General features: G+C 64.0%; 9 protein-coding genes. All 9 read right to left on the reverse strand.

The annotated features are described in order from the left end of the window. Positions 1 to 30: 30 nt before the first annotated feature. The 9 genes from acs to AC1MHZ_RS19935 all read right to left on the reverse strand — a co-directional run bounded on the left by acs (position 31) and on the right by AC1MHZ_RS19935 (position 13,202). On the reverse strand, positions 31 to 1,965 hold the full coding sequence (gene acs / locus AC1MHZ_RS19895) for an acetate--CoA ligase (protein ID WP_324817908.1): 1,935 nt from the start codon (positions 1,963 to 1,965) through the stop codon (positions 31 to 33). Between the two features lie 228 nt (positions 1,966 to 2,193). Then, positions 2,194 to 3,858, reverse strand: a complete 1,665-nt coding sequence (gene pgi / locus AC1MHZ_RS19900) for a glucose-6-phosphate isomerase (RefSeq protein ID WP_084855467.1) — start codon at positions 3,856 to 3,858, stop codon at positions 2,194 to 2,196. A gap of 194 nt (positions 3,859 to 4,052) precedes the next feature. Beyond that, positions 4,053 to 4,916, reverse strand: coding sequence for a pantoate--beta-alanine ligase (panC, locus tag AC1MHZ_RS19905; protein ID WP_482966821.1), 864 nt, complete (start codon positions 4,914 to 4,916; stop codon positions 4,053 to 4,055). Further along, positions 4,913 to 5,713, reverse strand: coding sequence for a 3-methyl-2-oxobutanoate hydroxymethyltransferase (panB, locus tag AC1MHZ_RS19910; RefSeq protein ID WP_084855465.1), 801 nt, complete (start codon positions 5,711 to 5,713; stop codon positions 4,913 to 4,915). The genes panC and panB overlap by 4 nt, the downstream gene beginning before the upstream one ends. Before the next feature lie 251 nt (positions 5,714 to 5,964). Then, on the reverse strand, positions 5,965 to 6,444 hold the full coding sequence (gene folK / locus AC1MHZ_RS19915) for a 2-amino-4-hydroxy-6-hydroxymethyldihydropteridine diphosphokinase (protein ID WP_482966822.1): 480 nt from the start codon (positions 6,442 to 6,444) through the stop codon (positions 5,965 to 5,967). A gap of 2 nt (positions 6,445 to 6,446) precedes the next feature. After that, the gene (locus AC1MHZ_RS19920) at positions 6,447 to 7,835 is read right to left on the reverse strand and encodes a polynucleotide adenylyltransferase PcnB (protein ID WP_482966823.1); all 1,389 of its coding nucleotides are present in this window, start codon (positions 7,833 to 7,835) and stop codon (positions 6,447 to 6,449) included. Between the two features lie 769 nt (positions 7,836 to 8,604). Beyond that, entirely contained in the window at positions 8,605 to 10,062 is a 1,458-nt protein-coding gene (locus AC1MHZ_RS19925) for a sigma-54-dependent transcriptional regulator (protein WP_324814819.1), read from the reverse strand. A 4-nt stretch (positions 10,063 to 10,066) separates the two neighbouring features. Further along, positions 10,067 to 13,042 (reverse strand): sensor histidine kinase, encoded by a 2,976-nt coding sequence (locus AC1MHZ_RS19930; RefSeq protein WP_172402961.1) that lies wholly within the window; start codon positions 13,040 to 13,042, stop codon positions 10,067 to 10,069. Next, positions 13,026 to 13,202 carry a hypothetical protein gene (locus tag AC1MHZ_RS19935; protein ID WP_003250005.1) on the reverse strand — a complete coding sequence of 59 codons (177 nt, stop codon included), beginning with the start codon at positions 13,200 to 13,202 and terminating at the stop codon, positions 13,026 to 13,028. Before AC1MHZ_RS19935 ends, AC1MHZ_RS19930 begins: the two co-directional genes overlap by 17 nt. Positions 13,203 to 13,360 lie beyond the last annotated feature (158 nt).

The following is a 13,360-nucleotide window of genomic DNA, read 5'->3' on the forward strand; positions in this document are numbered from 1 at the left end:
GGCGGTCCTGCAGGCCGCCATGGCGGCCATTTACTGGTTGAGGCGTTTGTCGATCAGCCCCTGGACCACGCCTGGGTCGGCCAGGGTCGATGTGTCGCCCAGGTTGTCCAGCTCGTTGCAGGCGATCTTGCGCAGTATACGCCGCATGATCTTGCCCGAGCGGGTCTTGGGCAGGGCCGGGGCCCACTGGATCAGTTCCGGCTTGGCGAAACTGCCGATCTCCTTGCTGACCAGGGCGAGCAGCTCGGCCTTGAGCGCGTCGTCCGGGGTAACACCGTTCATGGGCGTGATGAAGGCGTAAATGCCTTGGCCCTTGAGGTCGTGAGGGTACCCCACCACGGCGGCCTCGGCGATGCTGTCGTGCAGCACCAATGCGCTTTCCACCTCGGCTGTGCCGATGCGGTGGCCGGAGACATTGATCACATCGTCCACGCGCCCGGTGATCCAGTAGTCACCGTCTGCATCGCGACGGGCGCCGTCACCTGTGAAGTAGTAGCCGGGCATGGGTTTGAAATAGGTATCGACCATGCGCTGGTGATCGCCATAGACGCTGCGGATCTGCCCAGGCCAGCTGGCCTTTATTGCCAGCAGGCCGGCACCTGGCCCATCGATCAGCTTGCCTTTCTCGTCCAGCAGCACCGGCTGCACGCCGAACATCGGCTGGGTGGCACAGCCTGGCTTGAGGTGCGTATTGCCGGGCAACGGGGTGAGCATGATGCCGCCGGTCTCGGTCTGCCACCAGGTATCGACAATGGGGCAGCGCTTCTGCCCGACTGCTTCGAAGTACCACTCCCAGGCTTCCGGGTTGATCGGCTCGCCCACGCTGCCCAGCAGGCGCAGGCTTTGCCGCGACGTGCCCTGCAGCGGCGCCTCGCCTTCGCGCATCAGGGCGCGCAAGGCCGTGGGGGCGGTATAGAAAATATTCACCTGATGCTTGTCCACCACCTGCCAGAAGCGCGAGCTGTCCGGGTGGTTGGGCACGCCTTCGAACATCAGCGAGATCGCGCCGTTGGCCAGAGGGCCGTAGACGATATAGCTGTGCCCGGTGACCCAGCCGACATCGGCAGTGCACCAGAACACCTCGCCGTCACGATAATCGAACACCACCTCGAAGGTGAGGGCGGCCTGCAGCAGGTAGCCGGCGGTGGTGTGCAGCACGCCCTTGGGCTTGCCGGTGCTGCCGGAGGTATAGAGGATGAACAGCGGGTCTTCCGCGTCCATGGGCTCGGGTGCGCAGTCGTCACCGGCCTGTTCCGTCGCGTCGTGGTACCACAGATCGCGACCTTCGCTCCAGGCGACGTCGGCCCGGGTGCGGCGTACCACCAGCACGCTGGTCACATTGGGGCAGCTTGCCAGGGCCTTGTCGACGTTCTGCTTCAGCGGGATGCGTTTGCCGCCGCGCACGCCCTCGTCGGCGGTGATCACCGTGCGGCAGTCGGCATCGAGGATGCGGTCACGCAGGGCATCGGGCGAAAAGCCGCCGAACACCACCGAATGAATGGCGCCGATGCGTGCGCAGGCGAGCATGGCATAGGCCGCCTCAGGGATCATGGGCATGTAGATGCACACCCGGTCGCCTTTCTTCACGCCCCGGGCCTTGAGGGCATTGGCCAGCCGGCAGACCTGGCGGTGCAGTTCGCGGTAGCTGATCGCCTTGGCATCCTTTGGGTCGTCGCCTTCCCAGAGCAGCGCGGTCTGGTCGCCTCGGGTGGCCAGGTGGCGGTCGATGCAGTTGTAGCTGACGTTGAGCTGGCCACCGTCGAACCAGCGCGCCGCGCCGGTACTCAGGTCGCATTGCTGCACCTGGCGCCAGGGCTTGATCCAGTCCAGGCGTTTGGCCTGTTCGGCCCAGAAACTGTCGGGGTCTTCGACCGACTGGCGGTAGAGGCGGCGGTACTCGTCGGGGGAAAGGCGTGCGGACTGGCTGACGGCCAGGGCCTGGGGATAGTCGCGGATATCGAACATGGCGGGTGGTCCTGCTCTTGTCGGGCGATGGACTGCACGACATCCCGATACGCAAGGCAATGACATGATCGCCGGCAGGATGAGGTGCAACGGCTATTCGATTGGACAGTGTAGCCCGCGAAGGTGTTCCGGGGAGCAGTAGCCCAATCGCCGGCAAGCCGGCTCCCACGGGTGCGAGTCTGCACGGGGCGGGTGGGAGCCGGCTTGCCGGCGATTGGGCCTGTTGGTTCAGCCGCGGTGGCGGCCGCGGAAGTAGTTGATCAGGCCCTGGGTGGAGCCATCCTCGGCGCTGTCTTCCAGGCTGCCGACCAGGCGCTGGTATACACCCTTGCCCAGCTCCTTGCCCAGTTCCACGCCCCACTGGTCGAAGGCATTGATACCCCAGACGACGCTCTGTACGAAGACCTTGTGTTCGTACATGGCCACCAGCGCCCCGAGACGACGTGGGCTGATGCGCTCGACCACCAGGGTGTTGCTCGGGCGGTTGCCCGGGATCACCTTGTGCGGTGCGAGCTTCTCGATGTCCGTTTCGTTCAGGCCCTTGGCCCGCAATTCGGCTTCGGCCTCCGCGCGGGTCTTGCCGAGCATCAGCGCCTGGCTCTGGGACAGGCAGTTGGCATACAGCCATTGATGGTGGTCGGCCACCGGGTTGAAGCTCACCACCGGCACGATGAAATCGGCGGGGATCAGCTGGGTGCCCTGGTGCAGCAACTGGTGATAGGCGTGCTGGCCGTTGCAGCCGACACCGCCCCAGATCACCGGGCCGGTTTCGGTCTTCACTGGGGTACCGTCCTGCAGCACGCTCTTGCCGTTGGACTCCATGTCCAATTGCTGCAGGTGCTTGGTGATGTTGCGCAGGTAGTGGTCGTACGGCAGGATCGCGTGGCTCTGGGCGCCCCAGAAGTTGCCATACCATACGCCCAGCAAGGCCAGCAGCACCGGCATGTTCTTCTCGAACGGGGTGTTCTGGAAATGCTGGTCCATGGTGTAGGCACCGGACAGCAGTTCCTTGAAGTTGGCGGTGCCGATGGCCAGGGCGATCGGCAGGCCGATGGCCGACCACAGCGAGTAGCGCCCACCCACCCAGTCCCACATGGGGAAGATGTTCTCTTCACGGATACCGAAGGCCACGGCGGCGGTCTTGTTGCTCGATACGGCGATGAAGTGGCGGTAGAGCTCCGCCTCGGAGCCGCCCTGGGCCAGGTACCAAGTGCGTGCGGCAGTGGCGTTCTTCAGGGTTTCGAGGGTGTTGAACGACTTCGACGAGACGATGAACAAGGTGGTCTCGGCGCGCAGCTTGGCCGACAGCTCGTGGAATTCGCTGCCGTCGATGTTCGCCAGGTAATGGCAGCGTACGCCGCGTTGGGCGTAGGGCAGCAGCGCCTCGGAGACCAGCTCCGGGCCCAGGAACGAGCCGCCGATGCCGATGTTCACCACGTCGGTGATCGGCTTTTCGCTGTAGCCGCGCCACAGGCCGTCGTGGATGCGGCCCACCAGCTCGGTGATCTGGTTGAGCACTTTGTGCACTTCGGGCATCACGTTGACGCCATTGACGCTGAGCTTGTCGCCTACCGGGCGGCGCAGGGCGGTGTGCAATACCGGGCGACCTTCGGAGGCGTTGATGATTTCGCCGCTGAACATCGCTTTGATCGCGTCCGCCAGGCCCACTTCATTGGCCAGGTTCACCAGCAGGTCACGGGTCTGCTCGGTGATCAAGTTCTTCGAGTAGTCGAGGAACAGGCCGCAACTGCTGAGGGAAAACTGGTCGAAGCGCTTGGGGTCGGCTGCGAAGGCTTCGCGCATGCTGAAACCTTGCATGGCGTCGCGGTGTTGCTGGAGCGCCTGCCAGGCGGGCAGCGCCGTCACATCGTGGGGAGTACGGTAATACGCCATTGCGGATGCTTTCCTTGGTGCGTGGTCTGGCCTTGGACATCAGGCCGTGGCTGCCAGTTGCAGGCCGGCCATCATTATAGGCATTGGTGGCGCGGGGGGAATGGGGGGGCGCCGTGCGCCCCTTTTCGGGGCACGATCTCTTAATGTGGGCGCGGGCCCAATCGCGGGGCAAGCCCGCTCCCACATGTCGGGCGTTATGCGGTCTTTTCGTCCAGATGCACGTACAGGTTGTCGATCAATCGCGTCGTGCCCATGTACGCGGCGGCCAGCACCACCACATCACGGTCGTCGACCATTGCCGGGCGCAAAGTCAGGGCATGGCGCACTTCCAGGTAGTCCGGGCGGAACCCGGCAGCCACCAGCTGAGCCTGGCCATCGGCGATCAACGCGGGAAAATCACGCTGGCCCCTGCGGATGGCCTCGGCCATGGCGCTCAAGGTACGGTACAGCGCAGGCGCGGCGGCACGTTGCTCTGGGCTCAGGTAACCGTTGCGCGACGACAGTGCCAGGCCGTCTTCGGCACGCACGGTAGGCTCGCCGATGATCTGGATCGGCATGTTCAGGTCACGCACCATTGCGCGGATCACCGCCAGTTGCTGATAGTCCTTCTCGCCGAACACGGCGAGGTCCGGCTGGACCATGTTGAACAACTTGCTGACCACCGTGGCCACGCCTTCGAAGTGGCCGGGCCGGCTGGCGCCGCACAGGCCTTCGGACAGTTGCGGCACGCTGACACGGGTCTGTACTGCCATGCCGTCGGGGTACATCTCCTCCACGCCCGGGGCGAATAGCAGGTGGCAGCCGGCCTGGAGCAGGTGCTCTTGGTCGGCTGCCAGGGTACGCGGGTACTTGTCCAGGTCTTCGCCGGCGCCAAACTGCAGCGGGTTGACGAAGATGCTGGCGACCACGAAGTCGGCGCGTTGGGCCGCCTTGGTTACCAAGGCTGCATGTCCGCTGTGCAGGTTGCCCATGGTCGGCACGAAGCCGATCCGCTTGCCTTCGCCGCGGGCGCGCGCCACGGCGGCGCGCAGTTCTCGGACGGTCTTGACTGTATTCATGCGCTGAACCCGTGTTCGCTGCCTGGGAAGCTGACGTCCTTGACCGCCGCGACATAGGCGGCAAGGGCGCTGTGGATGTCCGGCTGGCCGGTCATGAAGTTCTTCACGAACTTCGGCACGCGGCCGCTCAGGGAAAGGCCGAGCATGTCGTGCAGTACCAGCACCTGCCCGTCGGTGGCGCTGCCGGCGCCGATGCCGATGACCGGAATGCTCACGGCCTGGGTGATTTCCGCCGCCAGCTCGCTGGGTACGCATTCGAGCAGGAGCATGGCCGCGCCGGCCTGTTCCAGGGCGATGGCGTCGGCGCGCATCTGCCGCGCCTGGGCTTCCTGGCGGCCCTGAACCTTGTAACCGCCCAGGACATTGACCGACTGTGGCGTCAGGCCCATGTGCGCGCACACAGGCACGCCGCGTTCGGCCAGCAGGCGGATGGTTTCGGCCAGCCAGGCGGCACCCTCGAGCTTGATCATGTGGGCGCCGGCTTGCATCAGGGTGGCGCAGTTGGCGAAGGCCTGTTCGGGTGTAGCGTGGGCCATGAAGGGCAGGTCGGCGAGGATCAGCGCCCCGCTGTTGCCGCGCTTCACACAGGCGGTGTGGTAGGCCATCTCGGCGGTCGTCACCGGCAGGGTGCTGTCATGGCCCTGCAGGACCATGCCCAGGGAGTCACCCACCAACAGTATTTCCACGCCGGCCTCGCTGGCGGCCTTGGCGAAGGTCGCGTCGTAGCAGGTCAGCATGGCGATTTTCTCACCCTTGGCCTTGAGGCCGTGCAGAGTGGTCAGGGTTACTTCAGGCATGTAGGAAATCCTCGTTCAGGCGCTGTGAAAAACGACTGCGTACAACGCGTGTAATCATCTTTCGGAGCGGCACATCATCGCGCGTGATGTTTGGGCACAGGTCCGTCCGAGCCTAAATCGGTCAATGAGGCGGCACTTTGGTGCCACGGGACGCCTATAGTCGTGAGCGAGGGGGGGGAAGTCAATCACCCTGTTACCGCATTGTTACGATCAGGGTGTTACTGGCGTTACCGATGGCCGGAACGCCCGATTTACAGGCGTTCCAGGCCCACGAAGGGGCAGGCTTCGAGCAGTTGCGCCAAGCTGCGGCCGTCGGCAAGGCGAAAGTCGGCGGGCACCAGTTCGGCCAACGGGTAGAGCACGAACGGACGGGCTTGCATGTGATAGTGCGGCACTTTCAGGCGCGGCACGTCGATCACTTCTTCGCCGAACAACAGGATATCCAGGTCGAGGGTGCGCGGGCCCCAGCGCTCCTTGCGTACCCGGCCCTGGTCGTTCTCGATGCCTTGCAGGGCATCGAGCAGGTCCAGCGGCGCGAGGCTGGTGTCGAGGGCCGCTACCGCGTTGGTGTAGCGCGGCTGGCCGGGCAGCAGCGAGTCGCTGGTGTACAGCGCCGAGGCCGCGGCCAGGCGGGTGTCAGCGATCTGGTCCAGCGCCTGCAGGGCGCTGCGCAGTTGGTCGGCGGGGGCATCGAGGTTGCTGCCCAGGCCGATATAGGCGCGCACCGTCATGCTCAGTCCCAGGCCTCGTCATTACTGCGCTTGCGTTTGCTGCCACTGCGCTTGCGCTTGCGTGGGGCGGCACCGGAGGCGTCGTCGCGGCTGCCCAGCTCACGGATCATTTCGCGCCGCTCGCTGTCGTTGGCGTCCTGGTAGTCGGTCCACCATTGGCCCAGCTCATCGGTTTCCTCGCCCGCGCTTTCGCGCAACAGCAGGAAGTCGTAGCCGGCGCGGAAGCGCGGGTTGTCGAGCATCACGTCGGCACGCTTGCCGCTGCGGCGTGGCAGGCGTTCCTGCATGTCCCAGATTTCGCGGATCGGCAGGGTGAAGCGCTTGGGAATGGCGATGCGCTGGCATTGCTCGGCGATCAGGTCGTGGGCTGCGCCGTTCATGGCCGGAATCGGCGGTACTCCCTGGCTTTGCAGGTACATGACGCGACCGGGCAGTGCCGGCCAGAGCAGGGCGGCGAACAGAAACGCCGGCGTGACCGGCTTGCCCTGCTTGACGCGCAGGTCCGTGTTGGCCAGGGCGTGGCTGATCAGGGTATGGGTGTAGGTCGGGCGTTCTTCCAGCGCGTGGGCGCTGGCTGGGAACAGTGGGTCGAACAGTTGCAGGTCGACCAGCATTTCGAAGGTGATAGCGCCCTGGCCAGAGAGGAACAGCTTGAGGCTTTCCTCGAACAGGCGCGCGGGCGGGATTTCGCGCAGCAGCGGTGCCAGTTCGCGAATCGGCTGCACGGTGTGCTTCTCGATGCCGAAGTCGAGCTTGGCGGCGAAACGCACGGCCCGCAGCATGCGCACAGGGTCTTCCTGATAGCGCTGGGTCGGGTCGCCGATCAGGCGCAGCAGACGGTTACGAATGTCATGCACGCCATTGGCGTAGTCGAGGACGCGCTCGCTGACCGGGTCGTAGTACAGGGCATTGATGGTGAAGTCACGACGCTGTGCGTCGTCCTCCAGCGTGCCGTATACGTTGTCGCGCAGGATGCGCCCGCTGGCGTTGTGCGACGAACGGTGGCTGTCGCCTTGGTCTTCTTCGGAATGGTGGGCACGGAAGGTCGCGACTTCGATGATCTCGCGGCCGAAGTGCACATGGACCAGCTTGAAGCGCCGGCCGATGATCCGGGCATTGCGGAACTCGGCGCGCACTTGTTCGGGGGTGGCGCTGGTGGCGACATCGAAGTCCTTGGGGGTGATACCCAAAAGCAGGTCGCGCACGCAGCCACCGACCAGATAGGCCTGGTAGCCGGCGCCCTGCAGGCGCTCGACGATGCTCACCGCGTGGCGGCTGAACTGGCTGCGCTGCAGCGAGTGCTGGCTTTTGTTGATCACTTCAGGCGTGGTGCGCCTGTGGTGTTGGCCACGAAGGGGAGGGCGGAACGACTGGAACAGCTTCTTCAGCATGGGATGCACTGTTTGAAGGAATGTTCGGCCAAGAATAGGAGAATGGCCGCATGATGGGCGGGGATTCTAGCATTTACTCTGGGAATGGTGTAGGCGGTACGCCCGGGTGTCGCTGCGGGGGGTAGAAACGACATGGGGAGCCGAAGCTCCCCAGGAAAGTCGTTGCGTGCTCTTATTGTTTTTCTGCCGGGCTTCTTGTTTTTGTTGAATGCCCTGCCCACAAATCTCGAAGCTTGTGGACGACCCCCAACCCGGGGGTGAAGAGCAAACGGATTGCTTTGGTCGCTGATGTTATGCTGATCGATCGATCCAACCAGTTCAGGCGCTGCTTTTTAGTGCAGTTTTTATTGTTCTCTGCCTGGTTGTGGGGCAAGCCCCAAACACAACTCCTCTCCAAAAGAATCAGTTAGCTGCGCCTCCGCCGTCTTGTTTTTATTGTGCGTGAGCCGTTTCGTCTTGTTCTTATTCTGGATTGCAGTGCTTGTTATTGTTCTTGTACCAAAGATATAGCAGGTGCCGTGCCAACTTTTCAAAAGCCAGCAAAATCAGGGGTTTGAGAGGTGTGTGCAGCGTCTGGAAGGCTGGAAATGTGGAAATTTCGTTACCGTACGCCTCGGTGGATGTTACGGCTGGGCAGGTTGGGTAACAGATTTAGGCGCAGTGAGGGTGCCCTTGCCTATGCCATTGCGATAGCAGGGCCGGCCCGCGATTGCGGTATCGAGAACGAGCAGAGAAAGAGGCGGGAAGCTGTGTTCCCGCCCAGGAAGGATCAGTTATCGCTGGTGGCGTTGCTCTTGCGCCGTGGAATGCCCAGGCGCTGGCGGCGCTCCCACAGGCATTTGCGGCTTACGCCGAGCTTGCGGGCCAGTTCGGTCTCGGTCATATGGTCCTGGTGCTCGAGGACGAAGTGCTGGAAGTAGTCCTCCAGGGAGAGGTCCTCGGTCGGCTCATGGCTCGCGTTGTTGGCGCTGGCGCCCGAAGCGGCTGGCGCGATATCGAAGGCTTCTTCATCTTCCAGGCCGCTCAGCTCGATATCGATGCCCAGCAGATCTGCGGAAATTTCCGAGCTCTCGCTGAGAATCACCGCGCGCTCCACGGCGTTTTCCAGCTCGCGCACGTTACCCGGCCAACTGTAATGGCGGATGGCTTGCTCTGCTTCGGTGGAGAAGTGCAGGTCGTCACGACCGATACGGGCGCTCTGCCGGGCCAGAAAGGCGTCGGCGATTTCATTGACGTCGCTGCCGCGTTCGCGCAGGGCCGGAAGCTTCAGCGCAATGACATGCAGGCGGTAATAAAGGTCTTCGCGGAACTGGCCGGCCTTGGCCAGGTTCTTCAGGTCCCGGTGGGTCGCGGCGATCAAGCGCACGTCGACCTTCTGCGATTGCACCGAGCCGACCCGGCGGATCTCGCCCTCCTGCAGCACGCGCAGCAGGCGGGCCTGGGCTTCTAGCGGCAATTCGCCGATTTCATCGAGGAACAGGGTGCCGCCGTCGGCCGCTTCGACAAGGCCCGCACGGCCAGCGCTGGCGCCGGTGAAGGCGCCCTTTTCGTGGCCGAACAGTTCCGACTCGATCAGGGTTTCCGGAATGGCCGCGCAGTTCACCGAGATCATCGGTGCCTTGGCCCGACGCGACAGGTTGTGCAGGGCTCGGGCGACCAGCTCCTTGCCGGTACCGGACTCACCCTGGATCAGCACATTGGAGTCGGTGGGCGCGACTTTGCGGATTTTGCTGAACATATCCTGCATGGGCGGGCACGAGCCGATGATGCCGATCTCGCCGGTTGCGGGTGCAGGACTGCCCTTGTCGGAGACGACGGGCTTGCCGTTGGCCCGCGGCTCGGTGCCGCCGACGGCCGCGGCAGGTGCCGGGGCGTTTTGCCGGTCGCGCAGGATGCGCGCCACGGCCTGGAGCATCTCGTCATGGTCGAAAGGCTTGGCGATGTAGTCCACCGCGCCCATCTTCATGGAGTCGACCGCCGAACGCAGGCTGGCGTAGCTGGTCATGATCAGTACTGGCGTGCCCTGGCCGAGCTTGATCAGCTCGGTGCCCGGGGCGCCGGGCAGGCGCAAGTCGCTGACGATCAGGTCGAAGGTGGCAATGCTGAAGCGTTCCTGGGCTTCCTGCACCGAGCCGGCTTCGCTGACCTGGTACTGGTTCCGCTCGAGCAGTCGACGCAAGGCCGAGCGGATGATGGTTTCGTCTTCGACGATCAGAATGTGCGGCATTGATTCAATTCTCTCGACGGTCTCGAATTTCAGGGGACGTCGCTACGACATGCCGGGGCAGGGTCACGCGGATCCGGGTGCCACGCTGCCGTTCGATATCGGCGGGGCTGTCGATGGTGATTTGCCCATAATGCTCTTCCACGATGGAATAGACCAGAGCAAGCCCAAGTCCGGTGCCTTCGCCCGGGTCCTTGGTGGTGAAGAAGGGTTCGAACAGACGGTCCATGATGCTTTTCGGGATCCCGCTGCCTTCATCCTCGACGACCAGGTCGACGGTGTGCTCGTTGACCTCGCTGCGCACACGCACGGCACTGCCGGGCGGGGACGCGTCGCGGGCGTTGGAAAGCAGGTTGATCAGCACCTGGGCCAGGCGTTGCGGGTCACCTTCTACCCAGTGGTCCGGGTCGCAAAGGTTGAAGAACTGTACTTCGAAATTGCGCCGGTTCAACGCCAGCAGACCAATGGCATCCTGCGCCACCTCGGCCAGGCATACCGGCTCCTCGCTGTTCTGGTGGCTGCCGCCGGCATGGGCGAAGCTCATCAGCGACTGCACGATGCGCGAGACGCGCTTGGTCTGCTCGATGATCTGGCTGGACAGCTCGATGATCTCGCCGTCGCCTTCGCGTTCTTCGCGCAAGTTCTGCGCCAGGCAGGCGATGCCGGTGATGGGGTTGCCGATCTCGTGGGCCACACCCGCGGCCAGGCGGCCGATGCTCGCCAGGCGCTCGGAATGCACCAGCTTGTCTTCCAGGGCCTGGGTCTCGGTGAGGTCCTCGACCAGCAGCACCAAGCCGCTGTTGCCCGGTGCCAGTGGCTCGGCGATGGCGGCCTTGTGCAGGTTCAGCCAGCGGGTCTGGCCGTCCAGGGCCAGGCGCTGCTTGTGCAAATGTTCGTCCGGGACATTGATGAAGTTCTGCAGCAGCCCGCGCCAGGGCTCGGAGACGGTGACCAGGCGCGAGCCGACCACATGCTTGGCGGCAACACCGGTCAATTCCTCCATGGCCTTGTTCCACATCAGGATCTCCTGATCCTTGGCCAGGGAGCAGACGCCCATCGGCAGCTCCTGCAGGGTCTGGCGGTGGTAGCGACGCAGGGCGTCGAGCTCGGCGGCAAGGCCGGTCAGGCGCGAGTGGTAGTCTTCCAGGCGGCTCTCGATGAAGTGGATGTCTTCGGTGACGTAGTTCTCGTTGCCCGACTTGTACGGCAGGAAGGTCTCGACCATGTCCTGGGCCACGCTTGGCCCCATCAGGCCGGACAGGTTGGCCTCAATGCGGTCGCGCAGACGGCGCAAGGCGTAGGGGCGGCGTTCATCGAAGGGCAGGTAGAGGTCGCGCAGGGCCTGCTCCACCTCCTTCTGCGCCGCCTTGGCGCCCAGCGGCTTGGCCAGCTGGGTGGCGAACTCTTGGGGGGAGGCGGCGTGCAGCTCCCGACGCTGCGGGCGGCGGACGTTGTCGACGGCACAGGCCTCGGCGGCGCTGACCTCTTCGCTGCTGGCGTTGGTGAACAGCGAGATCAGGGTGAACAGCAGCACGTTCGCTGCCAGCGAACCGATGGCGGCCATGTGCCAGCTGGTGTCGTCCAGCACATAGATCATATCCAGCAAAGGAATATAGAAGCCCTGCAGGTTGCCCAGCAGCGGCAGCAGCATGGTCACCATCCACACCGCGATACCGGCCATCAGGCCGGCGATGAAGCCGCGCCGGTTGGCGGTCGGCCAGTACAGCACCGACAGCACGCCAGGCAAGAACTGCAAGGTGGCGACGAAGGCGACGATGCCTAGGTTGGCCAGGCTCTGATGGTTGTTCTGGGTCAGGTAGAACACGAAGCCTGCGGTGATGATGGCCACGATCAGGGCCCGACGGGTCCACTTCAGCCAGCGGTAGATGTTGCCTTCGGCCGGCGGCTGGTAGAGCGGCAGCACCAGGTGGTTCAGCGCCATGCCGGACAGCGCCAGGGTGGTGACGATGATCAGGCCACTGGCGGCCGACAACCCGCCCACGTAGGCGAGCAGCGCCAGCGCTGGGTTGTCGGCGGCGATGCCCAGGCCCAGGGTGAAGTACTCGGGGTTGGTGCTCGCGCCCAGGCGCAGCCCTGCCCAGAGTACCAGCGGCACGGCCAGGCTCATCAGCAGCAGGAATAGCGGCAGGCCCCAGCTGGCGCTGACCAGCGAGCGCGGGTTGAGGTTCTCGGTGAAGGCCATGTGATACATGTGCGGCATGACGATCGCCGAGGCGAAGAACACCAGCAGCAGGGTCCGCCAGGGGCCTTCCTGCAGCGGGGTGTGCAGCGCGGCCAGGGCGGTCTGGTTCTGCAACAGCCAGACCTCCAGCTGGTGCGGGCCGCCGAATACTCCATACAGCGCGTACAGGCCGATGCCGCCCAGGGCCAGGAGCTTGATCACCGATTCGAAGGCAATGGCGAATACCAGGCCTTCATGCTTCTCGCGGGTGGCGATGTGGCGCGAGCCGAAGAAGATAGTGAACAGAATGATCAGCGCGCAGAAGGCGAAGGCCACCCGTGCCTTGACCGGCTCACCGGTGAGAATGCTGATCGAGTCGGCGACCGCCTGGATCTGCAAGGCCAGCAGCGGCAGCACGCCGATCAACATGAAGATGGTGGTCAGCGCGCCGGCCCAGGTGCTGCGAAAGCGAAACGCCAGCAGGTCGGCCAGTGATGAGAGCTGGTAGGTGCGCGTGATCTTCAGGATCGGGTAGAGCAGCACCGGGGCCAGCAGGAAGGCGCCGGACACCCCCAGGTAGCAGGCCAGGAAGCCATAGCCGTACTGATAGGCGAGGCCTACCGAACCGTAGAAGGCCCAGGCACTGGCGTAGACGCCCAAAGACAGGGTGTAGGTCAGCGGGTGGCGAATGATCGAGCGGGGGATCAGCCCGCGCTCGCTGATCCAGGCCACGCCGAACAGCACCAGCAGGTAGGCGGCGCTGATCAGGATCATCTGGGTCAGGCTAAAGCTCATCGGCATCTCGTTGGCTCTGCAGAATGAAGGTGACGACGATGAGGATCAGCCAGAGCAGGTAAGGGCGGTACCAGGCACCGGTCGGCTCGATCCACCAGTCCATGATGGCCGGGGAGAAGAGGTAGATCCCCACGACCAGAAGCAGGACCAAACGATAGATGTACATGCTGGCCTCGTTGATTGGGCGCTGCGGGCTTGGACTTATTATTGGCGCAAATGGCTGGAGCGATGCTAGCGGGAATCGGTAGGGTTCGCCAAGAGTTTGAATTTATTGGCCTTTTGTTTTTCAGCCTGCACGCCGCTCCTACATCGATCGTGTCCGCT

The sequence above is a fragment of the Pseudomonas sp. FA-1 genome (genome assembly GCF_056856075.1).